Source organism: Candidatus Hydrogenedentota bacterium, from assembly GCA_013359265.1.
In the GTDB taxonomy this organism is placed as follows: Bacteria; Hydrogenedentota; Hydrogenedentia; order Hydrogenedentales; family SLHB01; genus JABWCD01.
In genome coordinates this window covers 56,865-81,225 of record JABWCD010000006.1, presented here as the reverse complement: position 1 = coordinate 81,225, position 24,361 = coordinate 56,865, and the positions used below count along the sequence as shown (strand labels likewise).

Annotated in this window: 24 protein-coding genes; 13 read left to right on the top strand and 11 right to left on the bottom strand. The window is 56.4% G+C overall.

Annotated features, from left to right (window positions below; all coding sequences use genetic code 11):
• Window positions 1-2 precede the first annotated feature (2 nt).
• The 3 genes from HUU46_07365 (at window position 3) to HUU46_07355 (ending at window position 1,957) form a co-directional block, all read left to right on the top strand.
• The gene (locus HUU46_07365) at window positions 3-401 is read left to right on the top strand and encodes a hypothetical protein (GenBank protein NUM53445.1); all 399 of its coding nucleotides are present in this window, start codon (window positions 3-5) and stop codon (window positions 399-401) included.
• Between the two features lie 7 nt (window positions 402-408).
• Complete coding sequence (locus HUU46_07360) at window positions 409-1,437, top strand: hypothetical protein (GenBank protein NUM53444.1); 1,029 nt, start codon at window positions 409-411, stop codon at window positions 1,435-1,437.
• Window positions 1,438-1,567: 130 nt separating this feature from the next.
• Window positions 1,568-1,957 carry a hypothetical protein gene (locus HUU46_07355; protein NUM53443.1) on the top strand — a complete coding sequence of 130 codons (390 nt, stop codon included), beginning with the start codon at window positions 1,568-1,570 and terminating at the stop codon, window positions 1,955-1,957.
• A 222-nt stretch (window positions 1,958-2,179) separates the two neighbouring features.
• On the opposite strand, the gene HUU46_07350 is transcribed toward HUU46_07355, so the two are convergent.
• Window positions 2,180-2,776, bottom strand: coding sequence for a hypothetical protein (locus tag HUU46_07350; protein NUM53442.1), 597 nt, complete (start codon window positions 2,774-2,776; stop codon window positions 2,180-2,182).
• Between the two features lie 414 nt (window positions 2,777-3,190).
• Between HUU46_07350 and HUU46_07345 the strand changes: the two genes are divergently transcribed.
• The 9 genes from HUU46_07345 to HUU46_07305 all read left to right on the top strand — a co-directional run bounded on the left by HUU46_07345 (window position 3,191) and on the right by HUU46_07305 (window position 11,280).
• A complete protein-coding gene (locus tag HUU46_07345; GenBank protein NUM53441.1) occupies window positions 3,191-3,841 on the top strand; it encodes a TetR/AcrR family transcriptional regulator in 651 nt (216 codons plus the stop codon).
• 1 nt (window position 3,842) lies between these two features.
• Entirely contained in the window at window positions 3,843-4,493 is a 651-nt protein-coding gene (locus HUU46_07340; GenBank protein NUM53440.1) for a hypothetical protein, read from the top strand.
• Between the two features lie 47 nt (window positions 4,494-4,540).
• A complete protein-coding gene (locus HUU46_07335; GenBank protein ID NUM53439.1) occupies window positions 4,541-5,086 on the top strand; it encodes a hemerythrin domain-containing protein in 546 nt (181 codons plus the stop codon).
• Window positions 5,087-5,159: 73 nt separating this feature from the next.
• The gene (locus HUU46_07330) at window positions 5,160-6,323 is read left to right on the top strand and encodes an efflux RND transporter periplasmic adaptor subunit (protein NUM53438.1); all 1,164 of its coding nucleotides are present in this window, start codon (window positions 5,160-5,162) and stop codon (window positions 6,321-6,323) included.
• Window positions 6,323-7,273: an ABC transporter ATP-binding protein gene (locus HUU46_07325; protein ID NUM53437.1), complete on the top strand. Its 951-nt coding sequence runs from the start codon at window positions 6,323-6,325 to the stop codon at window positions 7,271-7,273. The genes HUU46_07330 and HUU46_07325 overlap by 1 nt, the downstream gene beginning before the upstream one ends.
• On the top strand, window positions 7,257-8,228 hold the full coding sequence (locus tag HUU46_07320; GenBank protein NUM53436.1) for an ABC transporter ATP-binding protein: 972 nt from the start codon (window positions 7,257-7,259) through the stop codon (window positions 8,226-8,228). The genes HUU46_07325 and HUU46_07320 overlap by 17 nt, the downstream gene beginning before the upstream one ends.
• Entirely contained in the window at window positions 8,225-9,358 is a 1,134-nt protein-coding gene (locus HUU46_07315; GenBank protein ID NUM53435.1) for an ABC transporter permease, read from the top strand. Before HUU46_07320 ends, HUU46_07315 begins: the two co-directional genes overlap by 4 nt.
• Before the next feature lie 25 nt (window positions 9,359-9,383).
• Window positions 9,384-10,514 carry an ABC transporter permease gene (locus tag HUU46_07310; protein ID NUM53434.1) on the top strand — a complete coding sequence of 377 codons (1,131 nt, stop codon included), beginning with the start codon at window positions 9,384-9,386 and terminating at the stop codon, window positions 10,512-10,514.
• A gap of 16 nt (window positions 10,515-10,530) precedes the next feature.
• Window positions 10,531-11,280 carry a TolC family protein gene (locus tag HUU46_07305; GenBank protein NUM53433.1) on the top strand — a complete coding sequence of 250 codons (750 nt, stop codon included), beginning with the start codon at window positions 10,531-10,533 and terminating at the stop codon, window positions 11,278-11,280.
• A gap of 194 nt (window positions 11,281-11,474) precedes the next feature.
• On the opposite strand, the gene ptsP is transcribed toward HUU46_07305, so the two are convergent.
• The 8 genes from ptsP to HUU46_07265 form a co-directional block, all read right to left on the bottom strand.
• A complete protein-coding gene (gene ptsP / locus HUU46_07300) occupies window positions 11,475-13,226 on the bottom strand; it encodes a phosphoenolpyruvate--protein phosphotransferase (protein NUM53432.1) in 1,752 nt (583 codons plus the stop codon).
• Window positions 13,227-13,233: 7 nt separating this feature from the next.
• Window positions 13,234-13,371 carry a hypothetical protein gene (locus HUU46_07295; GenBank protein ID NUM53431.1) on the bottom strand — a complete coding sequence of 46 codons (138 nt, stop codon included), beginning with the start codon at window positions 13,369-13,371 and terminating at the stop codon, window positions 13,234-13,236.
• A 42-nt stretch (window positions 13,372-13,413) separates the two neighbouring features.
• Window positions 13,414-14,079, bottom strand: a complete 666-nt coding sequence (locus HUU46_07290; protein NUM53430.1) for a DUF488 domain-containing protein — start codon at window positions 14,077-14,079, stop codon at window positions 13,414-13,416.
• Window positions 14,080-14,086: 7 nt separating this feature from the next.
• Window positions 14,087-14,722, bottom strand: a complete 636-nt coding sequence (locus HUU46_07285; GenBank protein NUM53429.1) for a DUF2179 domain-containing protein — start codon at window positions 14,720-14,722, stop codon at window positions 14,087-14,089.
• A gap of 252 nt (window positions 14,723-14,974) precedes the next feature.
• Window positions 14,975-15,226, bottom strand: coding sequence for a GreA/GreB family elongation factor (locus tag HUU46_07280; protein ID NUM53428.1), 252 nt, complete (start codon window positions 15,224-15,226; stop codon window positions 14,975-14,977).
• Between the two features lie 435 nt (window positions 15,227-15,661).
• Window positions 15,662-16,720, bottom strand: coding sequence for an NTP transferase domain-containing protein (locus HUU46_07275; GenBank protein ID NUM53427.1), 1,059 nt, complete (start codon window positions 16,718-16,720; stop codon window positions 15,662-15,664).
• A gap of 295 nt (window positions 16,721-17,015) precedes the next feature.
• On the bottom strand, window positions 17,016-17,435 hold the full coding sequence (locus tag HUU46_07270) for a GreA/GreB family elongation factor (protein ID NUM53426.1): 420 nt from the start codon (window positions 17,433-17,435) through the stop codon (window positions 17,016-17,018).
• 43 nt (window positions 17,436-17,478) lie between these two features.
• Entirely contained in the window at window positions 17,479-18,546 is a 1,068-nt protein-coding gene (locus HUU46_07265; protein NUM53425.1) for a GreA/GreB family elongation factor, read from the bottom strand.
• 304 nt (window positions 18,547-18,850) lie between these two features.
• Between HUU46_07265 and HUU46_07260 the strand changes: the two genes are divergently transcribed.
• Complete coding sequence (locus HUU46_07260) at window positions 18,851-19,105, top strand: helix-turn-helix transcriptional regulator (GenBank protein ID NUM53424.1); 255 nt, start codon at window positions 18,851-18,853, stop codon at window positions 19,103-19,105.
• Between the two features lie 777 nt (window positions 19,106-19,882).
• Here HUU46_07260 and HUU46_07255 read toward each other — a convergent pair.
• Together HUU46_07255 and HUU46_07250 are read right to left on the bottom strand one after the other, a co-directional pair.
• Window positions 19,883-22,702, bottom strand: a complete 2,820-nt coding sequence (locus HUU46_07255) for an aconitate hydratase (protein NUM53423.1) — start codon at window positions 22,700-22,702, stop codon at window positions 19,883-19,885.
• 18 nt (window positions 22,703-22,720) lie between these two features.
• The gene (locus HUU46_07250; protein NUM53422.1) at window positions 22,721-24,103 is read right to left on the bottom strand and encodes an NAD(P)/FAD-dependent oxidoreductase; all 1,383 of its coding nucleotides are present in this window, start codon (window positions 24,101-24,103) and stop codon (window positions 22,721-22,723) included.
• Window positions 24,104-24,361 lie beyond the last annotated feature (258 nt).

The following is a 24,361-nucleotide window of genomic DNA, read 5'->3' as shown; positions in this document are numbered from 1 at the left end:
CGATGCGCATTATGCGGAATCCAGAAGACGAACGAGGAGTATTCGTAGACCGAGGCGAAGACGGCAAGGTGGACGAGTTCCAGATTTGCGAAATCGACGCCGCGATTCTCGGAATCGTCGACGAGAAAGGCGGACACTGGCTAGACTTTGAGCAGCACCTCTGCCCCAGCTGCCAACAAGACTTTCTGATTGATGCAACCATAAGTGATTTGATGGGCCGGAGTCGTCCATTCAATTCCATGATCGAGGGTCGCGTCCTGACTAACGACGAATTCGACGCAGACCCTCCTGGTCCCAACCCCGCGTTCATGAAATATTTCAATCTTGACGCTGACCTGCGTGGTCCCGACCGCGCATTCTTGCAGCATTACGATCCCTACGAGCGCCCACCTCTGGAGTAACTCCGCGATGCTTGTGCGCGATCCACGGAGTATTGAAGAAAAGGTGGCTCTGTTCCGCAAGCGGTTTTCTGGACTTCAGCACGTGTACGGGACGTACGATCGCCAATCAGGTAGGTCTTGGTCGGTTAAGGCGCCCGTCACCAACGACGTTATCCTGAATCACTTGCGGGGTCGGCAGCCTTATGGCGTTTATTTGCTGGTGGGCGACCGAACGCGTGCCGCCGTCGTCGATTTCGACTCCCATGACGCGAATCCCCCGATTGAGTTTTGTGCGGCATGCCACGCGTACGGTATGCAGGCCTACATTGAATCGAGCCGAGCGAAAGGATTCCATGTTTGGCTGTTTGGCGCCTCGATTGGTGTATTGGCGGTCAAGGTCAGGTCCGTTATCAGGCACATTCTTGACGAGATTCAGATAAAGAACGTGGAGGTATTTCCCAAGCAGGACCGAATTGACCTTCGACTCAATCAATACGGGAACTTCGTGAACACGCCGTTTGGGGGACGGGTTCATGAGGGGAGCACGGTGTTCCTCGATCCAGATAAAGGACTACGGCCGTTTCCGAATCAGTGGAAGTTGCTCGACGAAGTTCGTGTGGCGACCGAGAACGAATTTGATGAGATTATCGAACTAAACGACATCAAGCTCCCGTCAAGCAAGCCGGATACAACTGAGATCTCGCTGGGGGTGTTCCAGGCCGGATACTCGCTACCGCCCTGTGCGCAGCGGATGCTCGCAGAGGGTGTGACGCGGTATCAGCGGTTGTCCTGCTTCCGTCTGGCGGTGCACCTTAAACGCGTGGGACTCCCATTCGACGTTGTACTGGCCGCGTTGGACGTGTGGAGCCAAAAGAATCACCCTCAAGATGGCAAGACCATCATCACACCGGATGAAGTGTGGAGGCAAGTAGATGCCGCTTTCAAGGCACCGTACAAAGGGTACGGATGCGAAGAACCGGAGGTGACTCCATTCTGCGTAGGCTCGGACTGCCACGTATTTCGGGTTGTTGAAGTTCAGCGCCGCAGAAGGGTGTGAACCGCCGACTGGACTGCTGGCTAGACATCGGTGACTGGCCTCCCGTCGATACCACTGAAACGAAGGCGCTGTCAATGCCGCCTATGCAGTGAATCAACATCGGCTTTCAACACACAATTAGGAGGTCAAAATGGAAATCTTCGGCACTATGGTGGATCGGGTCGTTGTGCCCGAGGGGGAATACATCGCTGAACTCACGGCGTGCAGTGAACAAGCATCAATCCACGGCCCGGTGAACAAGTATGAGTTTCGGCTCATTGGTGAAGATGGCATCGACGGCCGGAAGGTGACCGGGCTTACCCCCACGACCATGATGGAAAACTCGAAGAAAGCGCGCTGGGGGGCTGCGCTGCTCGGACGCGTCCCAGAGATCGGCGAAAACATCAAAATGAAGGACGTGCTGAACAAACGTTGCCGCGTCGTCGTCGTCCACAAAACTGACGACAAGGGCCAAGTCTTCGCGAATGTCGCGGACGTTCTTCCGACCTCAATCCCTGACGACGAGGACTTGACCTTCTAAACCTGCCTTGAGTGCATTGGTTACTCAAGTTTTCGTGCAGCGGAAGTGTTGAGCGTGACGACAACAGGTCCGCCGGTGAAACTCCCGGCGGACCTTTTCAACGGATAAATACTCAAGGCGAATGACTCTGTAAGGACTCCGGTACGTGGCGTTTCGTTTCGAAAAAATTAAGGTATCTTTCGTGCCCTATGACGGTTCTCCCAACGCTCGAAATCCGTTTGATCACTTGTCCCAAGGAGAACGTGTCGCCCGGATACGACGCGTGCTGGCTCGTGTAGCATTGAGAAGGATGGGCGATAAACCGATGCTCGGCGTTACCGATTCTGATGCGGGTCTCCCTGAAGGCGTCGATGATGAGGAGACGTCATCGAATGCGTTCGAGACGCCCGTCACATCCGTTGGTTGCACACGCAAACCTAGCGACGCGCAGTCGTCAACGCGATATTCCTGAACGCAGCAATTTGACGAGACTTCGGCGCGATACTCACCAAGTTCCGCAACTTCCGCTCTGGAATATGCGCCGCTTGATCCGGGGGCAAGTCCAGAAGCAATTGTTGGATCTCCGGAGCTAGTTTGAGCAGATTGAGCAATTGAGTGATTCGCGCGCGTGACACGCCCATCTTGTGCGCCAGGTGCGACCGATTCCGAACCTCCCCATTTGCGATCATATCTTGAAGCGATAGTGGTTGTGAAGACCAGCGTGCGATTCACGAACTGCCTGTATACGTGCACGGGATGCCAGCCTTTGGCAAAAGTTCGCTGAGTTCGCATCACGCGGATCAAAATGATAAAACTGATTAAACGGAGATTGGTTAACATGATGTCAAGATCTCCCAGAAAGGTGCCTGTTCTTGATTTGTGGCGCGCTAGGCAAATCTATCCAGGAAAAAAGCAAGAGCCGTCGTACGATCTACGCCATTCATAATTAGGCAGTATGCAACCAGGCGATTCCTGGATCGCCTTACGGCCATCGGGCACCGGCATCATCCACATTGACAAGGAGTTAGCTGGGAACGATCTCACAGCCCAATCACGCAGAATAGTGATGGTAAATTCACTGCATTAATCTCGAGCTGAAACAGAATTTCGATCTTACAACCGAAAATCTTGTTTTCATTTAACACCAATTCCTATATTGAGTTACTACTATAGAATCTTTTTTGAAGAATCGATTTGACATTCTGCTCATCGTACGCTATAATGTGAATATACTTTCACTAAACGGGAGTTGTCATGGCCAAAGAAAAGCTAGATACCGAGGTTCGCCAGGAGCAGATCTTGGAGGCAGCGTTAGATGTGGTCTCCCGAAAGGGAATGAAGGGGCTCAATCTCGGGGCCGTTGCCAGACGCGTTGGCATAGTCCCTTCCGCGATCTACCGCCACTTCGAGAACAAGGACGGAATCATTGATGCTCTGCTTGGGCTCATCGAGTCTCGCCTGGCCGACAATGTTGCCACAGTTAGACAGGAAACGGAGGACCCATTAAGGGCCCTCGAGTTGCTGCTCAGGCGGCACGTTCGCCTGGTCCGTGAGAATGCGGGCATACCCCGAATCGTATTCTCCGAAGAGGTTTATGGTGCGAACTCTAAGCGGAAATCCCGGGTACACGAACTCTTACAGAACTATTTGGAGCGGGTGGCGGAATTCTTTAGAGAGGCACAGCAGGCTGGCCGGGTCCGCACGGACTTGAGCGCAGATGAACTCTCCGTGATGTTCCTTGGACTAGTCCAGCCTGCGGCGATCCTATGGCACGTGAGCGATGGCGGATTCGATGTGACCCGTCAGGCCGAAAAAGCCTGGGGGCTTTTCAGCGAAGCGATTGGAAACGGCAACGAAAAGGCGCTCAAGGCGGAAAGGCCGACGCCTGCAGCAAAGGAGAACTGACATGAACATGAAGAGTGGATTCACGATTGGCCTGATACTCACAGGTCTGGGGATCGTTCTTCCGTCCGGGGCGTGGGCGCACTGTGACACACTGTCCGGCCCTGTAGTCACGGACGCTCAGAAGGCCATTGAAACCCAGGACCTGGACCCTGTCCTGAAATGGATCAGGCCTGACGACGAAGCAGAGATTCGCTCCCTCTTCGGCAAGACCCTTCAGGCACGTCAGAAAGGCAAAGACGCTCAGGAGCTTGTGGACATGCACTTCTTCGAGACCCTTGTCCGGGTGCACCGTGCCGGCGAGGGCGCTCCGTACACGGGCCTGAAGCCTGCCGACACACCGGTTGAGCCGGGGATTGAGGCCGCCGAGAAGGCGCTCGAGTCCGAATCGAGTGGCGCCCTCGTTGAGGCTCTACAAGCCAAACTTGAATCGAATATTCACGAACGTCTTGAACGCACAGTTGAGGCCAAGAAGCACAAAGATGAGAGCGTGGCCGCAGGCCGGAAATATGTCGAGGCTTACGTGGACTACATCCACTATGTTGAGCGTCTTTATGTGGTGATGTCCGGGACGTCGGCGCACGGGCATGAGGCGGAGGCAAACGAACACGTAGAGGCCGCAGCGCCAGAAACCGCCAAAGCCCACCAGCATTAGACAGTGACTTGGGGTTCACGAGACCCCTGCATACAGGAGACAACGTCATGAGAGCAGCAGACATGCTCGAACACGAGCACGAAGCCGTGCTGGTTGTGATGAAGGCGGCGAGAGGCGAAGCGGAAGCGATCAAGGAAGTTGGTCAGGTGAATACCCAACGAATCGGCGAATTCGCCGACTTCTTCCGGAACTTCGTTGATCGCTGTCATCACGGCAAGGAAGAAAAGTACCTGTTCCCCAAGCTTGAGGAACGCGGTATGCCCCGAGAAGGCGGACCTATTGGCGTCATGCTCCAGGAGCATGAACTGGGACGAGCCGAAGTTCGCGCGATAGCCGAAGCGTTGACTCGGCTTGAGCAGGGAGACGGTGGTGCCGCAGAGGCCATCAAGCAGCATTTGCTTGCTTACGCGGACTTGCTCGAAGCCCACATACAAAAGGAAAACGGCATCCTGTTTCCGATGGGTGACCAGGTCCTGACACCTGAGGACCAACGGTCGCTAGTGGATGCCTTCGACGCCGTCGAGAGAGAAGAGATGGGAGAGGGCACGCACGAGCGCTACCATCAATGGATTCACGAGCTCGTTAAGGAGTAACGAAGCGGGGCGCCTTGTGCGCCCCGATTTCTTCGCACTTCATGTGAATGGACATTCACAAGAGGAAAGGCCAATGAAGACTTTAAGAAAGAAAAGACTTCTCGTGATCCCACTATTGGTGGTGGCTGTCGCGGGAGGGTATGCGTTCAGCCGAAATGGTTCGAGGAATGCCGAAGGCGCGGTTCACATATCGGGCAACATCGAGGTGACCGACGTCGAAGCCAGTTTCAAAGTGGCGGGTTGGGTGGAATCTCGTTTGGTTTCCGAAGGCGAGATTGTCAGGGTGAACCAACCGATTGCGCGTCTGGACAGCGAGGACCTTGAGCAGGAGGTAGCCATGCGGCGGGCAGAGGTAGCCGGTGCGGGTGCCAAGCTGGCCGAACTTGAAGCGGGTTCGCGGCCCGAGGAAATCGCTCGGGCCGAAGCTGCCGCAGCCCATGCCCAGGCCCGGTTGGACGAGCTTCTGGCTGGTTCCCGCACTCAGGAAATCGAGGCTGCCCGCGCGTCTGTACAAAGAGCCGAGGCCGAGAATACTCGCGCTGATGTGGATTACGCGCGCCAACGGCAACTCTACGAACAAGACGTCATATCCGCCCGGGAACGGGACAATGCCCTGGCTTCGTACGGGTCAACCAAAGCAATTCTGGCTGAAGCGCAGGAGCGTCTCCGGCTTGTGCAAGAAGGCCCCCGTCACGAACAGATTGCTCAGGCACGGGCGGCATTGGGCGAAGCCCAGGCGTGGTACGAACAGGTGGTATCCGGACCCCGCAAGGAAACCATCGAGCAGGCACGCGCGGAACGGATGCGCGCCGAGGAATCACTGCGCCTGGCGCAAACGCGATTGTCCTATGCCGCGATCGCCGCGCCACTCACCGGGATTGTTCTGTCGGATCATGTGGAACCCGGCGAGTACGTAACCCCAGGGGCGCCCATCGTCACCATCGGCGACTTGGAGAACGTCTGGTTGCGCGGGTACATCGATGAGACCGACCTTGGCCGCGTCAAGCTAGGGCAATCTGTCGCGGTGACTACGGATACCTATCCGGATAAGGCCTACGCAGGGGTCGTTTCCTTCATTTCTTCCGAGGCGGAGTTCACGCCCAAGAACGTCCAGACGGACAAGGAGCGCGTCAAGCTCGTCTATCGAGTCAAGATTGACATCCCAAACCCCGAGTTTGAACTCAAACCCGGCATGCCGGCGGACGCTGACATAGCGATCACGGGAGGGGAACGCTGATGGCTGCCATTCATGCGGAAAACCTCGTGCGCTCTTTCGGAACGCTGAGGGCGGTGGATGCGCTGAATCTCGAAGTCACGGAAGGAGAGATTTTCGGCTTAGTGGGCCCGGACGGCGCCGGCAAAACCACGGCGATGCGGCTGCTGACGGCCATTATGGCGCCCACGTCGGGTGATGCGTGGGTGGCAGGCCATCACACGGTCCGAGAGGCCGAGGCCATCAAGGAGGATATTGGCTACATGAGCCAACGCTTCGGGCTTTACCCGGACTTGACCGTCCTTGAGAACATTCATTTCTATGCCGACATCTACAGCGTGCCGCGGCGCGGCCGGGAAGCGAAGATTGAGGAACTGCTGGGATTCAGCAATCTTACGCCTTTTAAGAAGCGTCAAGCCGGCAGGCTCTCCGGAGGCATGAAACAGAAACTCGGACTCGCCTGCGCCCTGATTCATACACCGAAGGTCCTGTTTCTCGACGAGCCCACGAATGGCGTCGATCCGGTCTCCCGCCGGGACTTCTGGCGCATCCTCTACAAACTGCTACGTCAGAAGGTGACCATCTTTGTCTCCACGGCTTACTTGGACGAAGCGGAACGATGCAACCGCATTGGCTTGATTCACAAGGGCCGCTTATTGGCCGTGGGGACTCCGGACGAGGTCAAGACGCTCATGCGCGGCTCCATTCTCGAAGTACGTTGCGGGGATCCGCGTAAGGCGACCCGCACGCTCCAATTGCATTTCCCATCCGACAGCGTGGGCCTGTTCGGAGACCGGGTGCACGTGGTCACATCGACCCCACAGGAGAGTTCATCGGCCGTGAAAACGACCCTGGCGCGGGAGGGCATCGATGTAGCGTCGGTGCGAGTGATCGAACCTAGCCTCGAAGATGTCTTCGTCTCGGTCCTGGGTCATTCAGACGAAAAGGAGGCTGGCGATGTCCAGTTCAATTGAGAAAGCCGTCGTCGTACGGGACCTCGGGCGCAGATTCGGCGAGTTCCGCGCGGTCAAGGATGTGAGCTTTGAAGTGGCCAAGGGTGAGATCTTTGGTTTCTTGGGCCCCAACGGAGCCGGAAAGTCCACCACGATCCGCATGCTCTGCGGAATTCTGGCCCCAACCGATGGGGAAGGGGTTGTGGCGGGGTTCGATGTTCGGACCCAAGCCGAACAGATCAAGGCTCACATCGGATACATGAGCCAGAAGTTCTCTCTCTACGAGGATCTCACGGTTGAGGAGAACATCGATTTCTACAGCGGTATCTACCGGATACCCAATGAGAAAAAACGAGAACGGAAGGAATGGGCGCTCAAGATGGCCGGGTTGGGCGAGCACCGCCACATGCGAGCGGGCCTTCTGTCCGGTGGGTGGAAACAGCGCCTATCCCTGGGCTGCGCCATCCTGCACGAGCCTCCCGTGATCTTTCTCGATGAACCGACATCCGGGGTAGACCCCATCAGCCGGCGCCAGTTTTGGGACCTCATTTATGAACTCGCTGGCAAGGGGGTCACGGTCTTTGTAACCACCCACTATATGGATGAGGCCGAGTACTGCGACCGAATCGCGTTGATTTACCGAGGCGAACTGATCGCGATGGGTACCCCCGAATTGCTGAAGCGGGAAACAATGCAGGAAGACTTGCTCGAGGTTCATTGCCACCGCCCAAGTGAGGCCATGGAGTTGATAGAACAACTCGATAGTGTGAACGAGGCCGCGCTTTTTGGAAAGGGCCTCCATGTCGTCGTCTCGGACGCTGACGACGCCGATCGGGATATTCGCGGGGCGCTGAACGAGGCGGGGTTTGAGATCACGCACATTGAGAAAATCACGCCCTCGATGGAGGACGTGTTCGTGTCGCTCATCGAGGCCCGGGACAAACTTGAAGATACGCAGAAGGAAGTGGCGGCATGAAACCCATTCGTGTCTGGGCCATCGCTCGCAAAGAGTCCATCCATATCGTGCGCGATCCACGAAGTCTCGGCATGGCCATTGCCATACCAATGCTGCTCCTCCTTCTGTTCGGATACGCCCTCACGCTCGACGTGGACAACGTGCCGCTCATCGCCTGGGACCAGAGCGGCACACCCGCAAGCCGGGAGTTTCTAGCGTACTTCACCGGATCCCGGTATTTCGAAGTGCGCCAATTCGCTACCGATTATCGCGAGATCGAGGACGCTATCGATAGAGGCGATGCGCTCGTTGGTCTGGTCGTCCCGCGCGATTTTGCAGAAGGCGCGAAGTCTCTGACTCCGGTGCGGGTCCAGGCGATCGTGGATGGTAGCGACTCCAACACGGCCACGATCGCGATGGGGTATCTCGACGCGATTTCCATGGCGTACTCGCAAGACATCCTGATCGAACAGACCCGCCGCGTCGTGGGCAAGGCGCCCGGCGAGCCCATCGATTTCCGTCCGCGCGTCTGGTTCAACGCGGACCTAGAATCCAAGAATTACATCATCCCCGGCCTCATCGCAGTCATCATGATGGTCATCGCCGCTCTCTTGACTTCCCTGACGGTTTCGAAGGAATGGGAGCAAGGCACGATGGAGCAACTCATCTCGACACCGGTCACGGGGCCCGAACTTATTACCGGCAAGTTGTTGCCTTACTTTGCGGTCGGGATGCTGGACGTCCTTCTCGCCGTGCTCATGGGCGAGTTTCTTTTCGATGTGCCGCTGCGTGGCAACGTGCTCCTTCTGTTTGGCGTGTCGGCCGCGTTTCTGGCAGGAGCGCTGGCGCTTGGAATGGTGATCAGTATCGTAGCCAAGAGCCAACTGCTGGCCAGCCAACTCGCCATGATCCTGACATTCCTGCCGTCGTTTCTGCTGTCCGGGTTTATGTATGCCATCGGGAACATGCCGCCCCCTGTGCAGGTCATTACCTATCTCATCCCGGCGCGCTACTTTGTGGCGCTTCTGAAGGGGATATACCTCAAGGGTGTGGACCTGGAAGTTCTCGGTGTCGAGGCAGCGTTGCTCGTGGCTTTCGCGGGAGCCATGGTGTTCCTTGCCATCTCAAAGTTTCGAAAGCAGCTTGGGTAAGCAAGCTGCGCTGGAAGGTAACGCGATGTTCGAGCGAATCAAATACATGCTCATGAAGGAGTTCATTCAGATCTTTCGAGATCCGCGGATGCGGGCCGTCATATTTGTGATGCCCATTGTCCAGGTGCTCGTGTTCGGGTATGCCGTCACCACGGACGTAAAGCACGTGCCGATCGCCGTTTACGACTTGGACAACAGCATCGCCAGCCGCGAATTGACCGCCCAATTTACCGAAACGGAGTATTTCGACCTTGCCCGCCACATATCGACCGATATCGAAGCGCAGCATCTCATCGATCGTGGGGAAGTGCAGGCCGTTCTCCGCTTCGATCACGGGTTTGGAGCCGATCTGCGCAGTGGGCGGTCAACCCCGCTTCAATTACTTGTCGACGGTACCGATTCAAACACCGCGGGGATTGTCCTCGATTATGCGGCAAAGATTGTCGGGCGCTACAGCAACGACGTGCTCTTGACCCGTCTCGATCGTTTGGGTGGCGGCGCGTCTGGAACGGAACCGCTCGCCGTCGAGTCCCGGGCCTGGTTCAACGAGAATCTCGAAAGCCGGAATTTCTATGTCCCCGGCGTCATCGCCATCCTGGTTATGCTCATTACCCTCATGCTGACTAGCATGGCCGTGGTCCGGGAAAAAGAAGTCGGCACCATGGAACAAATCATGGTAACGCCGATTACGCCCGGCGAGTTCATACTCGGCAAGACAGTCCCCTTCGCCCTCATTGGCTTCGCCGATGTATTGCTGATCACCCTCGTCGCCGTGTTCTGGTTTCAGGTCCCGATTCGAGGAAACCTCTTGCTGCTGTTCGTGGCGACAGGGCTTTATATCATGACCACATTGGGGATCGGATTGCTCATTTCGACTTTGAGCAGCACTCAGCAACAGGCCATGATGAGTACCTTCTTTTTCTACTTCCCCGCTGTCCTGTTGTCCGGTTTCATGTTTCCGATTGCCAATATGCCCGTCATCGTCCAGTGGATGACCTACGGCAACCCTCTCCGTTACTTCCTCGTCATCATCAGAGGAATCTTTCTGAAAGGCGTGGGGCCGTCGGTTCTCTGGCCGCAAATGGCTGTGCTGCTCTTGATGGGGGTAGCAACGCTTTGGTTCGCCATGAGTCGCTTCAAAAAGACTACCGCGTAGTATCGAGGCGAAAAGCATGCTTCGTGAATACGATAAATCCGACATCCGGCCGCTGCCGGTACTTCTCGCCCTGGTCACGCTCTTTACGGGGTGTGCGACACCGGGCCAAATCTCCACACCGAGCGTTGACGAGTACGTACCGCTGGCGATGGGCCAGCACGTCCGGACATCTCCGGCTTCCATGGATGGCACCCTTGACCCGGACTTAGCCGCTTCATCAGGGGGGTTGTCGAAAGATGCCCTGTCATTGTCTGAGTGCCTAGAAATCGCCTTGAACCAGAATCCGGCGCAGTTCGCAGCCCGACACGGCGTGACAGTCGCTACCGAAACGGTTGGCATCGCCAAAGCGCTTTATTATCCCGAGGTCAATTTCATGTCAAGCTGGAACCGGTCCCTGCGCAGTTCGACTCTACCCGGCGGCGTTACCCAACTAGTTACACCAGATTCAAATGGCCCTACTAACGATTGGCTTGCGGGGTTTGCCGCACGCTATACGATTGCGGATGGAGGCCGCAGGGCTGCCGAGCTCAGACGAGCGCTTGCCTTAAACGGGGCCACGGAAGGAGACGTCAAACGCATACGGCAAGATATTGTCTTCGAAGTCCAAAGCAGCTTCTACCGCCCGGCCGCAGCAACGCAGGTACACAACGTCGCAGAGGAGAACCTCTCAAGGGCAAAGGCCCATCTCGATCTTGTGCAACGTCTCTATTCTGCTAACATCCTTGTAATACATGGCCACCAAATGGATGTGATCAGCCTTGTTTAACAACAAGTTATGTCATGGCCCATTGCCCCCAGGTCTGCCATTCCAATTTTACATTGTTGTGTCGTCTTTGTGAGCTCCAGTTCCAGTTGGCAGGCTTTTCGGTCGTGTTCATCGGTAATTTCTCGAGTGAGCCCGCCGTCAGATACATCGTCGAATTCCGCAGCCGCAAAACACCTTGCCTCTAGTTCGATTGGTCAATACATCGGATCTTTCTCGTCGCGGAGATACTGCTTAATTTCCTGAATCGTATCTAACTGAAGAATTCGCCTGACGAAGTCCTCGGCCTGTTGCAGGTGGGTTGAACGAATCGTGTTCTTGATCTCGAGAATCTCACTGGGACTGACACTAAGACTTCGAAATCCCAGCCCGAGCAACAGTTTTGTGTAGGCCGGGTTACCCGCCATCTCGCCGCAAACGGAAATGCTCTTGCACTTCGCTTTGGCCGCGGTCGCCAATGACGCTAGCACTTGCAGCACGGCCGGGTGTAGAGGCTCGTAATAGGACGCCACCTCGCTGCTCGTTCGGTCAGCAGTCAAGAGATACTGAACGAGATCGTTAGTGCCGATACTGAGGAAGTCAACTTCCTGGGCCAATCGCAAGATTAAGATCGCGGCAGACGGGGTCTCGATCATCGCGCCGATCGAAACGCGAGGATTAAACGGCTGGTGTTCGACTGCTAGACTTGCCTTCACGCTTTCGATGGCCGCTTTGACCGCGAGCAGTTCTTCCATGCCACCTACCATGGGAAAAAGGATGGAGACGGGGTGAGTCGCGCTCAGGCGAAAAATGGCGCGCAATTGAGTCCGCAAAATCTCAGGATAAGCCAGCAACAGCCGTATACCCCGGCACCCCAACGACGGATTGGCTTCGAGTGGAAGTGGAAAGTATTGGAGCAGCTTGTCGCTGCCAATATCCAATACTCGAATAACTACTTCGCGCGGCTTCAATCGGTCCGCAGTGCTGCGGTATATCTCGTATTGCTCTTCCTCCGACGGAAGATGATCCTGTACGAAAAAGGCGAATTCGGTCCGATAAAGCCCAATACCATCGGCATTCAACGTCGCAGCCGCCGCCGCATCGGCTGATTTGCCGATGTTGGCACACAGCTTGATCGCCACGCCGTCCCGCGTCACCGTGGGTAATTTAATCAGGCCCTGCAAATCCGTCTTATGGGCCTGAAGATCCGCTTCCAACTGATCATACTCGCGGAGAATTGCCGAAGTCGGATTGATAAATACGCGTCCCGCCAAACCATCTATGATAAGTCGGTCGCCTGTGCGGATCAGTTTGGTGGCGTCCGAAACGTGAATCAGTAACGGGATGCCTAACGCACGTGCGAGAATGGTGGCGTGGGCGGTTTGTCCGCCCTTTTCCACGACCAATCCGCGAATCTTCTGACTGTCTAACTGAGCCGTAACGGAAGGTAACAACTCGCTGGTGACAATCACACTGCCGCCAGAAAGGGTAGGAATTCCCGGCGACTGGCTTTTAGTCAGATTGTCGAGTAATCGTTTTCCGACATCTCGCACGTCTGCCGCCCGTTCGCGGAAGTAACGATCTTCAATCTGAATAAATAAGGAGGCCATTTTTTCAATAGCCTCGTCCACGGCGGTCTCAATATTAATCTTCCCAATCAGACATCGGGTACTGATCTCCTCACGGAGTGAGGGGTCGTGTAAAAGAAGAATTTGCGCCTCAAAAATCGCTGCCTCTTCCTTTCCAACTCTTTGCTGGACTTTTTTCTGCAAATCCAACAACTCCATCTCTACCTCGGAAATTGCGGCATCGAGCTTCTCCATTTCCTTTTGAGCCTCGGTCTCGCTTACCACTCGTCGCGGACCTGTCGCGTGTTCTGCGCAGGCGCACACCAGCGCAGGCCCTCGAGCCACGCCTGAAGATGCCACTTCGCCCAATATCATCGATGCAATTTGGCTGTTCTTGGTCATGTTCACCTCATTGTTTTTCCTCGATGTACACTGGAGCGATAGCGATCCTCTTGGGCGCGTAGTTTAGCGTCTTTAGCAGCCGATTCTCCTGTAAATGATTCCGGCCGACCGACAGATAGTTCGCTGCACGCCAGTAGGCGTCCATCTTGTCGAGCAGTTCCTGCGTGAGTATGTTTGTCTACACGGTTTAACCTTCTCCAGGTGTGGTCTTCGCTTTGGGCTTTGGCCGTGAGCGTTCAGCAGGCGGTTTCTTTTCCGTGTTCCCTAACGCCTCAGTCGGATATGTAATCGCGATGCCACGAACTTTGGCGAAGGGCGTGAGGGTATGAACCTGACGGCGAGTGACACTTGTGATCTCCTCGGTGCGAATCCCGCGAACGAGCAAGGCGTCTGCGATGAGTGAGCGATGACAGCGCCACGGCACCGCTTCAGCGCACATCAGGACGATTTGCTCCTTCTTCGCCAACTGGATCAATTCTTCGAGGCTCTGGGCGAATTCTGGCGTTTGCATGTAATCGGCATAACCGCGAAAGGAGGCATTGCGCCAGCCAGCGTTGATCGAATCGCGCTTCGCATAACGTAGGCCGCCGAGCCCTGGCATGTGTACGTATCCCAAACCGACCTTCTTCAACGAGCCTGGTAGCGAATCCTTGTTGAATTGCGGGTTGTGCCGGGACCGCGGCACCGTGCGAACATCCACGACGCAAGTTGCCCTGTGTGCCTCAAGAAGACGGATGAATTCCTCGATCGTGAGCGTGGAATGACCAGTCGTCATTACCAGCAGCAAAGGTCTTCCCCTCTGTCTGATTTTTCCGACGCTATTAGGGTCTCTCTTTATTCTCAGCGCGGTCATCCTGGTGTCACTCGTCTGCGCAGTCACCCTCGCTCCCGCAGATTCCAGCGGGCAGGGCCCGATTGGTCGCTAGCGTGGCTGCGCTGTCTGTTTTCGAATCCGATCGCAGGGAATCGAACGGAATACGAATCGGGTTCAGAAACTTATTGACGTCCTTGACCATTTCCGTGATGATGAAAGCGTTCGCATCGACGCTCTTGACGACCGCAAGTAGGTGGTTTACGTCCCGCCGCCGGCAGACCACAAAGAGCTGATGGACGGGCCCATGCATTCCCATACCCGCGAAGACGGTCACCGGCTGACCGGCCGCTCGAAGCTTGTCGGCCAAGGTGTTTCCTTCCTTCCTGGAGATCACTTTCAGTGAGACGTTTCCGAGTGCGAGCCTCGCCTCAACCAGGATGCCGACTACATTCCCGCTGGCGAAGCCAAACGCGTAGAACAGAATCAATGCCGGTGACTCTTTGATTTGACTCACGACAGCACTGACCACGAGAATCCAGATGATGACCTCCACGAATCCCAAAGAGAAGGCAATTAGTGTACGGCCTTGAACGGTCATCATGGTTCGAAGCGTCCCCATGGCGACGTCGAGAATTCGCGCAAAGAACACTAAAACGCCCGTTAACAAAATGCTGGTTTCCATCACGACCTTCCATGCCCTGAATAAAGGGGGGCCATAGAATCTACATTGCCCCAAAGGGGTATATCATATCCCTATGCAAATAGTGGTATGCCATCCCGTATCCAATATGCAACCGCTTGAAACCATCTACCTCTCCCGCCGAGACGCGCTGTGTGGGTCGCGAGCAGGGACGTCCTGTAGTGTTTCAAGGAGACTGGTTGTTTCGCTGTCAAACGTCCTATAGGCGTTGGCCGTGTCATCTTGGATTTCCGTTCATAGAGTCCAATGCCTTGCCGCTTCCGGCTGATAGATGATTTCCACAACTTCCAACGACCTGCGCGTCTTCCGGGTGTCCCATTCGACCACGTCGCCAATGCGGGAACCGAACAGCGCAATACCAAGAAAGGAAAGCACGGACACCCGTCCCTCCATAGGCTTGCTATCCGAGGGAAAAACAAGGTTGTAAACCCCCTCTTTCTGCGATTCGAGGTCGCGAACGCGCGCGATCGAGTTCATCGTGATCACGTCTGCAGGGATTTCCGATGGGGACAGTGTCGTCGAAGTGGTCAATTTCTCCTGAAGTCTGTCCCCCCTCGACCACTGACGTATGTCGCTTTGCGTCCTAATCGTATCGATCACCTCTCGCAGCCGCGCCCGATCGAATTCACTTATAACAGCCTCTCTTTCGCTCATACGATAACTCCTTTCGGTTGGACGACCCGATTGTCTACGAGAGACGACCATTACTACCGGATCGTCCGGCGCAATAGATTGCCGAAATCAGATAATTGGCAAAGGATTCCAGACTTTCGACGCATCCCGCACTTCTTCCACTCTGGGTCCTGGGAAATCGGAATGAGCGCGGAAGGACGGATCGAGGCACGCTGTCTAGCCTGCATCGCGGTAATGGTCGCCATTGCCATACGGCTATGTCCTCCCCGCAAGATTGTTGTGGGAAGTTCACGGTGGAATCCTGAATTCTTCCCGGGCTCGTCCGACCGCGTTCGCCAGTTGAGGCGGGAATGCCGGACGTAATTGGAGCTGCCTCAATGTGGCCGCAACGCGTTCCGGACGGCCCCAGTCGCACCACTCGACTCCATCCATGGTGACGGACTTGGTCCACGCGGTCGCCCGCTGCAGTAGGTCTCGCGAAAAGTCGTACGATCGCATTCCAATAAACACGTCATGAAGCGCATCGGCTTCCTCCCGGGAAGTCCCTGCCCCGGAGCGGACGCCTCGAAGCACCAGCCGCAGGTTGTGAATGCGCTCCATCATCTGGGGAAGCAGTTGCCAGCCGAGCTTCCAGAATGCTCTCGCCGTGCCGGCGACAATCATGGTGTTCCACAAACAGCCCATGGCAAGTAATTCCGTAGCCTCGTCATGTCCGGGTTTCTCGTGGAAATGCTTAACGGCGCGCGTCGTCCGCAGTGCACCGCCGGCGACTATCGTTCTCTTTGAACTCGAAGGTAGAATCCATCCGTAATCTGTCTCGGGCCGGGTTGCAGGTGCTCCGAACAGAATTAGGCGATCCTCATGAGCCCGAGCCAGCATGTACCCGCCCAAGGCGTGGCTGAGAAATGCTTTTTCCGGAAAGACGTAGTGATCCGAGGGTAGCACTAAGACGACAGCTTCCGGGTCTTCTGCCATGATGTAACTGAGTGGGACAAAGATCCCTACCGCTGTTCCGCAATCCTTGGGCTGTTCAATGACCTTCCCCGGCAGAGGGGGGAACTCGGTCTCGAGAAAGGAGCGGTGTCCTTTGCCTATGATCGTGATGATTTGCTCAGCTGGTACGAGTTCGGCCGCACGGTCCACCGTGTGTTTCAGCATCGAGCGGGTCCCCACGAACGTACAGTATTGTTTTGGGCGAGGTTCGCCAAGCCAATTTTCGATAAACGGGCGCATCCGGCTCCCATTTCCCCCGGCCAAGACGATCGCCCATCGGGACGCTGTTTCGCTGGGAGCGTCGATTCCCCAGGATTGCCTGCGGGTCATGTTTGCATTTCGGATCGTAGTCATGGCGTGGCTCCTCTTTACACTACCAGTACCGACATCGTGAACCTTGTTTTTGGCTTCCTAATTGATGCGCACTCCAACCTGTGCATCTACCCAAGAAAGCCTCCGCGTTTTCTCGTAGACGTTTGCGGGTAGTCATCGAACCTTGCCAGTAGCGCCGTAGACTGCCGTAAACAGTTGCATCAACGTCGTAAGCAACCAGACTTCCGGGCTTATCTTCTTCCAACGGCGGAAGGCTTCTTCGAACGTAGTAAACGTTCGTTTCCCAGCGGGAATAGGCGCCCGCACGAGCGTGCGTTTAGACGTACTGATCGCCTGCCGATTCTGGCTGGTACGTTATTGCCTCGATCAGAAATTGCGTCCGCCCTTTGGGCAAATCCACTTCGAAGGAATCCCCGGCTTTGTACCCGATCATCGCCGCGCCCAAGGGAGCGAGTACGGAAATGAGACCTTTTTCCGGGTCACGTTCCGAGGGGTACACCAAGGTGCAATCCAATAGCGCTCCGCTCGTCATGTCTCTCAGCTTGGCGCTGGAACGCATCGTGATAACGTCGGCGGGCATTTCAACTGGGTCAAGAACGACTTGGGCGCGCTTGATCTCTTTTTCAAGGTATTGAATATAGGCCAGGTCTCGCTTGTCGGGAGACTCCGAAAGAACCGATAGACAGTCCATGATACGGTGTCTGTCCAGTGCCGTAATGAAGATGTGCTTTTCCATGTGACTGCTCCTTTGACCTCTTCGCTGAATGGTTTGCCGGAAATTACAGATGGTAATCACCGGATGCCTCCGGCTGATAAAGCATCTGGGTAATCTCATACATCTGGGCATCCTCCCCCGCGTCCACGGTAAAGACATCACCCAATCGCCGGCCAAAAACTGCGGTTCCAAGTGGGCTTAGGATGGAGATGTTCTCGGGCGCTGAATCGGCGTTCCGCGGAAATACCAGGGTATAGACTCGGTCGGTACCCGTAGTGGGATTTGCGACCCGCACCTTGGAGTTCATGGTTACTACATCTGGCGGCACCTCTCGCGGACTCGTGACGCGGGCATGTTTCAGCTCATCGTCCAAGATGTCGGCGTATTTCTGATTCTCCTCTTTGCCGAAGGCACGCACTACCTTGATAAGTTCACTCAGGCGTTCCAGGTCGTAGCGGCTGATGTAAATCGCACGAGACTCCGCTACCGTATCGCTCTCCGGTTGGTCGACCGCAGGCGCTATACCGCGAAGCAGCACGGTCTTCATGTGCCGCGCGACCTTGGCGAGATTGTCCGACTGTAACGGTTCTGACCAATAGCCCATAAAGGCAGTTATCATGCCTTCGAGGCAAACCGCCATCTTCATTCCAGGAGTCCCCGTCTGCCCAGCTTTCTCGAGACATCGTCCGAAGATCTGTTCGACAAGATCCACATACTGCTGATAGAGCCGGTTGACCTCGGGTCCAAGACGCGCGGGCTCCGGCTGCAGACCCAAGTAGGCTGGAAAGCAGAAGGGCTGAAAGAACAGACGGTCATTCACGTAGTTGCACAAACGAAGCCGAATAACGTCGAGAGCCGCCGCCTCAGGATCACTGGCACGAGCTAAAGGCTCGATACGGCGGACAACAAACTCGCCAACTCGTTGAACGACTCGCCCGTAAATGTCTTCCTTGCTCTTGAAGAGGTTGTACAGCGTTCCTACCGAGATTCTCGCCTCGCGAGCCAAAGCTTCCATGGTCGTCTGCTGATATCCCTTCCATCCGAACACCTGTTCGGCAGCATCAAGAATCGCACTGTCCACGGGCTGTCGCCGCTTCTTGCCTCCCGCATTGATCTCTTGACCGGACATCATTTTTCATATCTCCGTAGAAATGAATTACAATTCATTATTGAATATGCATTCACTATACCTCAGTATCTACCCGTTGTCAAGCGCTCTCTGGCGTTTCGAATTAAGCGAAAGTATGTTCACTAAATTGCCATTTAATAAGTATATAAGGCTGAATCAAGGCATTGCTTTTGAAAAAAAGTACCGTAAATCCTTCATATTAGCAATAAATCAACTCTCCCGTGTCTAGGTCGGCCAGCTTGACAAGCTCTCCATCGCGCACCATAAACAATATAATGTGAATATAGTTTCACTAAATGATGGCGATATGACCAAAGAAAAGCTCGATACCGAGGTCCGCCCGGAGCAGATCCTGGAGGCGGCGTTAGTTGTGGTTTCCAGAAAAGGTATGAAGGGGCTGAATTTGGGCGCCGTCGCCCGACGTGTCGGCCTTCTCCCTTCCGCGCTCTACCGGCATTTCGAGCGTAAGGACGTAATCATCGATGCTCTGCTGGGGCTCATCGAGTGCCGCCGTTGGCGAGGAGCAGCTTGCCAAAGGTATAGATCATCCCCTGATCGTTAGTGACGCACGTGTTCTGTGCGTCCGGAGCTCTTGCCTGCCGGCCGATGTGGAGGGTCACCCCTTCGTCGTGGGTCTTACGCCAGATACTTTCCAAAGGCTTGCCCTTCCAGAGCCCCTTGGACAAGGGTGGGCGATTATAGGGGGATGTGACTCGGCGCAAATCACACAGATCGAGCCACTGGGGTCTACCTCGCGGATCCCGTCGATGGCGGCATCGGCAGTCATTCCGCCACCAACAATCAAATACGTGAAATGTGGCATTATTTACTCCGGTTCTTGGTTTCCGTTGAGCCCTTCGCCAACTTTAAGTCCTTACATCGGGAGCAGAGCTTGTTGATGAGACCTGTTCCGCGTTGCCAATCCTTTTTCTACCACAACTCAAAAAACATGAGGGTAAGCTGGGCTTCCTGGCCCTGGCCCAGCACAAGATTGACGTTCCTCCAGCGGCCTGGGGAACAGGATGGTCACGAGCAATGAGGAAACCTCGATCTCTGGGCATGAATGAGGTTTGTCGTCCAGTAGGTAGAGCCATCGCCGGGCATCAGGGCGTGCGGCAGGCCGCGCGGCCAGAGCCCGCCCACTATGATTCACAGGCCATCCGTCTCCGAAGGTGCTTCGTAGACGCGCTTGGCTCGGATGCAGGTACATAGCTCTGTCCAGTTCCTCTTTCGAACTCGATTGCAGGACAGGTGCGCATTGGCCTGTTGGTAGACACCGTCTTACGGGTATTGTCACCGTCATTTTCATACCAGCCCTCTCGTAAGGTTCGCCTGTGTCTTACGCCTGGGCGAGTAGTTGTTCGAGCACATACGGCAAGATGCCACCTGCCGAGAAGTAGGCGGCTTCGATCGGCGTATCAATCCGCAACAGGAGTCGCACCGACTCGCGTCGGCCGCCCCGGCGCTCGATGTGCAAGTCCGCCAGCTGGCGCGGGCGCACAGGCTCACTCAGCGCGAGGTCGAGTCGCTCGGTACCGTCGAGACCGAGGGTCTGTGCGTGCACGCCTTCCGGAAACTCGCAGGGGAGGACGCCCATCCCGATCAAATTCGATCGGTGAATCCGCTCAAACCCCCGAGCTATCACCGCGCGCACACCGAGAAGTCGGGTGCCCTTGGCAGCCCAGTCTCGTGAGCTGCCCGCGCCGTACTCCTGTCCCGCGAAGACCACCAGGGGCACGCCGTCGGCTCGGTATCGTGCCGCAGCCTCATAGAAGGTCATGCGTTTGCCGCCGGGTTGGTGGAGGGTGACGCCGCCTTCGACGCCGGGAACCATGCGGTTTCGAATACGTACGTTGGCGAAGGTGCCGCGAACCATGACTTCGTGGTTGCCTCGGCGCGCGCCGTAGCTGTTGAAGTCCTGCACGGGGACGTCGTGGTCGCGCAGGTACTCGCCGGCGGGCGTTTTGGCGCTGATCGCGCCGGCCGGGCTGATATGGTCGGTGGTGATGGAATCGTCGAAAATAGCCAGCGCGCGCGCGCCGGAGAAGGCCGCGCTGGAGGGCGCCGCCATCGAGGGATCGAAGTACGGCGGCTCGCGAATATAGAGCGACGCGGGATCCCAATCGTAGAGCAGCCCCGTCGTGATAGGTATCTGATTCCACGCGAGGTTCTGATTCGCGTAATCCGCATAGATGCGCCGGTATTCGACGGGATCGTAGGCGCTTGCAAGGAGCGCATCGATTTCCTGCATGGGTGGCCAGATGTCGCGCAGGTAGATATCGCGTCCGTCGACGGCTGTGATGGGCTCGCGCGTGAGATCGATGTCCACGCGGCCGGCAATGGCGAAGGCAACGACGAGCGGCGGACTCATGAGGAAGTTGGCCTTAACGCTTTGATGAATGCGCGCTTCGAAGTTCCGATTGCCCGACAGCACGCTTGCAGTAATGAGATCGTTTGCCGTGATGGTGTCCTCGAGTTCGCGGTCGAGGGGTCCGGAATTGCCGATGCAGGTCGTGCAGCCGAAGCCGACGACGTTGAAGCCCAGTTGATCAAGGTACGGCATAAGACCGGTCTTCGTGAGGTATTGGCTCACGGCGGGCGAACCGGGGGCGAGCGAGGTTTTCACCCATGGTTTCACGGTGAGCCCGAGCTCGACGGCCTTCTTCGCAAGGAGCCCCGCGGCAAGCATCACCGCGGGGTTCGAAGTGTTGGTGCACGAGGTAATGGCCGCGATGACGACGTCGCCATGGGCGAGTTCGACGGCCGAGGCTGGGGCTACGGCTCGGTCCGACTGTTCGAGATGGTTCGGCGTGTGGCGGTTATTCATCATCTCGCGCTCGGTCAGCGGGTTGGTTTCTTGTTCGCGCCCGTTCGGGCGCGTGTCTTCCGCTTGCTCGCCGCCGCCGGGCCGCGGCGCACCACCATTGCCGAGGTGTACTCTCACGCGGCGCGCGGCATCCGGCTTTCCGTACGCTTCGGGGCTTGCCAGCAAGGTGAGAAATCGTTCCTTCAACTGGCTGAGCGCGATCCGGTCCTGCGGACGCTTCGGTCCGGCAACGGACGGCTCGATCTCGGCGAGATTCACGTCCACCATCGTGGAATACTCACACTGGCCTTGTTCGGGGATTCCGAACATTCCCTGGGCCTGGAAATAGCGCCGAACCGTTTCGACATGATCGTCGGTGCGCCCTGTCGCTTGGAGATAGCGGCAAGTCTGCTCGTCAACAGGGAAGTAACCGACGGTCGCGCCGTATTCGGGCGACATGTTTCCGAGCGTGGCCCGGTCGGGCACGGACAGGCTCGCGGCGCCCTCGCCATGATACTCGACGAACTTGCCGACGACGTGTTCTTGCCGCAAGCGTTGCGTAATGTGCAGGACAAGGTCAGTGGCGGTCACGCCTTCGCGCAGGCGGCCGTGGAGATTCACGCCGACGACGTCGGGCAGGAGTATGTGGATCGGTTGGCCGAGCATGGCTGCTTCGGCCTCGATGCCGCCGACGCCCCAACCGAGGATCCCGAGCCCGTTAACCATGGGCGTGTGCGAATCGGTGCCGACGAGGGTGTCGGGGTACATCACTCCGTCTCTCTGGAGGACGCCTTGCGCGAGAAACTCGAGGTTCGCCTGATGGCATATGCCGAATCCGGGGGGTACGATCCGCAGGCCGTCGAATGCCTCCTTTCCCCACTTGAGAAAGCGGTAGCGCTCGCGGTTGCGGTGGAACTCCATCTCCATGTTGAGACGCAGGGCATCGTCGCGGCCGAAGTAATCGACCTGCACGGAGTGATCGATCACAAGATCGACGGGAACCAACGGCCGCACTCGCTCGACGTCAAGACCTCGGCGCGCCACCGCCGAGCGCATCGCGGCGAGATCGACGAGAAGTGGGACTCCAGTGAAATCCTGCAACAGTACGCGACCGACGACGAAAGGTACCTCCGCTGTGCGCGCGGCGCACGGCTGCCACTGGACGAGCGCTTCGACGTCCTCATCACGAATGCGGTGACCGTCCAGTCGGCGTAGCACCGATTCAAGGAGGATACGGAGGCTCACCGGTAACCGCGAGATGGTCGCGACCCCTCTTTTCTCTAACTCGTGAAGTGAGTAGTATGTGGTGGAAGCTCCAGAGGGGAGCGATAATTGCCGGCGTACATCGATCATGGTTATCCCTATTAGCGGCTATGTGTTTGAGAAGTATGCGATCTCGGTTATCGACTCCGAAGCTTGAGAATCTGCTGATCCCTCGTTTGTCGCCGTTTTCTGACTTGTAGCTTTGTTCCGCTGAAACGGCAGGGGGGCGTCGCCGGTAATTAAGCGGGCTGCACGATTCCAGGTAAAATAGTTCCATGCCCATTGGAGAAGGATCAACAAGCGGTTCTGGAACGCAACAATATACATGAGGTGGACGAAAAGCCAGGTGAGCCAAGCGTGAAACCCGGAGAGTCTCAGCGGACCGATCATTGCTACTGCCCGAGCGCGGCCGATCGTCGCCATAGTACCGTAATCGTGGTAATGAAAGGATGGCAGTGCTTTCCCCAGCAAACGACTCCGGATCACGCTGGCAACATAGTGCCCCTCCTGCATCGCCACGGGAGCTACGCCGGGAAGTGGTGCGTTAATCTGGTGCATGTAACTAGCCAGATCGCCGATCACGAAAACTTCTGGATAGCCGGGTATTGAAAGGTCCGGCATCACCGGCACCCGCCCCTGTCGATCAACAGGAATGCTCGCCGCGTCACCAAGCAACTGACCCAGCGCTGAGGCGCGCGTACCAGCGCTCCACAATATGGTTCTTGTGGAAATAGTCTCGGTTTGGCCACCCGTGCGAAAGGTGACGGCGTCCGGCCGGATGTCACTGACCAAAACACCGGTACGAACAGTTACGCACATTTTTTCCAAATGAGCTTTCGCCTTGCTGGAGAGCTTGGCCGGATAGGAGGGTAGGATCCGCTCCTGCCCCTCCAGCAATATAATCCGCGAATCACGTGGATTGATCGACCGGAATTCGTTCCGTAGGGTGCAGCAGGCAATTTCCGCTAGAGCTCCGACCAACTCGACGCCCGTCGGACCGCCTCCCACAACGACGAAAGTCAGCCACTGCTGAATCCTTTGTGGATCGGTTTCTCGTTCCGCGATCTCGAAAGCCAAGAGAATCCGCTGCCGAATCTTGGTGGCATCTTCCACAGTTTTCAGCGCCGGTGCCCATTGCTCCCAGTCCGCATGACCAAAGAAGAAGCTTTCGGAGCCGGCCGCGACGACAAGCGAGTCGTAAGGAACGTTTCCGTCCGTCATCAGCACGCGGCGTTTGCTCAGGTCGAAGCCCGAGACCTCGGCCATGAGCACTCGAGCATTCTTCTGACGCTTCAAAACAGACCGGAGTGGTGCTGCGATATTTGCCGGCGAGAGCCCTCCAGTGGCCACTTGATACAACAGTGGCTGGAACAGGTGAAAGTTTCGGCGGTCGATCACGGTGACCTGCACGGGTGTTCGCCTCAGTGATTGTACCGTATACAACCCGCCGAATCCGCCACCAACAACTACAACTTTATGCGGGCGCTCCATCGGTCCTCCTATCAGGAAACGTACAATGGGCTACCAGAAAGGTGCTCGATATTTCGAGGAACTCGACGATCTTCCTGAAGTGGTCAAGCAACTCAAAGAGTATGAGCATCACGGGACAGCGACGCTAGTGTACGGCACAAAGCACTGGTAACCGGCCTGCAGAAGACGCCGTACCATGTTGGTTTCCATCCAGCCCAGCCCAATCATTTCGAGTTGCATAGGGTGGTCCTTTCGCAAAGCCTTCGCGCGTGTCCGGCG

Excerpts from the sequence above, each read along its gene's own strand:
- HUU46_07325 (NUM53437.1), top strand. The coding sequence starts at position 6,323 with ATGGCTGCCATTCATGCGGAAAACCTCGTGCGCTCTTTCGGAACGCTG.
- HUU46_07310 (NUM53434.1), top strand. The coding sequence starts at position 9,384 with ATGTTCGAGCGAATCAAATACATGCTCATGAAGGAGTTCATTCAGATC.
- HUU46_07270 (NUM53426.1), bottom strand. The coding sequence starts at position 17,435 with ATGGAAAAGCACATCTTCATTACGGCACTGGACAGACACCGTATCATG.
- HUU46_07355 (NUM53443.1), top strand. The coding sequence starts at position 1,568 with ATGGAAATCTTCGGCACTATGGTGGATCGGGTCGTTGTGCCCGAGGGG.
- HUU46_07260 (NUM53424.1), top strand. The coding sequence starts at position 18,851 with ATGACCAAAGAAAAGCTCGATACCGAGGTCCGCCCGGAGCAGATCCTG.
- HUU46_07335 (NUM53439.1), top strand. The coding sequence starts at position 4,541 with ATGAGAGCAGCAGACATGCTCGAACACGAGCACGAAGCCGTGCTGGTT.
- HUU46_07340 (NUM53440.1), top strand. The coding sequence starts at position 3,843 with ATGAACATGAAGAGTGGATTCACGATTGGCCTGATACTCACAGGTCTG.
- HUU46_07265 (NUM53425.1), bottom strand. The coding sequence starts at position 18,546 with ATGATGTCCGGTCAAGAGATCAATGCGGGAGGCAAGAAGCGGCGACAG.
- HUU46_07320 (NUM53436.1), top strand. The coding sequence starts at position 7,257 with ATGTCCAGTTCAATTGAGAAAGCCGTCGTCGTACGGGACCTCGGGCGC.
- HUU46_07285 (NUM53429.1), bottom strand. The coding sequence starts at position 14,722 with ATGGAAACCAGCATTTTGTTAACGGGCGTTTTAGTGTTCTTTGCGCGA.
- HUU46_07295 (NUM53431.1), bottom strand. The coding sequence starts at position 13,371 with ATGGACGCCTACTGGCGTGCAGCGAACTATCTGTCGGTCGGCCGGAAT.
- HUU46_07255 (NUM53423.1), bottom strand. The coding sequence starts at position 22,702 with ATGATCGATGTACGCCGGCAATTATCGCTCCCCTCTGGAGCTTCCACC.
- HUU46_07365 (NUM53445.1), top strand. The coding sequence starts at position 3 with ATGCGCATTATGCGGAATCCAGAAGACGAACGAGGAGTATTCGTAGAC.
- HUU46_07360 (NUM53444.1), top strand. The coding sequence starts at position 409 with ATGCTTGTGCGCGATCCACGGAGTATTGAAGAAAAGGTGGCTCTGTTC.
- HUU46_07290 (NUM53430.1), bottom strand. The coding sequence starts at position 14,079 with ATGACCGCGCTGAGAATAAAGAGAGACCCTAATAGCGTCGGAAAAATC.
- HUU46_07305 (NUM53433.1), top strand. The coding sequence starts at position 10,531 with ATGCTTCGTGAATACGATAAATCCGACATCCGGCCGCTGCCGGTACTT.
- HUU46_07250 (NUM53422.1), bottom strand. The coding sequence starts at position 24,103 with ATGGAGCGCCCGCATAAAGTTGTAGTTGTTGGTGGCGGATTCGGCGGG.
- HUU46_07345 (NUM53441.1), top strand. The coding sequence starts at position 3,191 with ATGGCCAAAGAAAAGCTAGATACCGAGGTTCGCCAGGAGCAGATCTTG.
- ptsP (NUM53432.1), bottom strand. The coding sequence starts at position 13,226 with ATGACCAAGAACAGCCAAATTGCATCGATGATATTGGGCGAAGTGGCA.
- HUU46_07330 (NUM53438.1), top strand. The coding sequence starts at position 5,160 with ATGAAGACTTTAAGAAAGAAAAGACTTCTCGTGATCCCACTATTGGTG.
- HUU46_07350 (NUM53442.1), bottom strand. The coding sequence starts at position 2,776 with ATGTTAACCAATCTCCGTTTAATCAGTTTTATCATTTTGATCCGCGTG.
- HUU46_07275 (NUM53427.1), bottom strand. The coding sequence starts at position 16,720 with ATGACTACGATCCGAAATGCAAACATGACCCGCAGGCAATCCTGGGGA.
- HUU46_07315 (NUM53435.1), top strand. The coding sequence starts at position 8,225 with ATGAAACCCATTCGTGTCTGGGCCATCGCTCGCAAAGAGTCCATCCAT.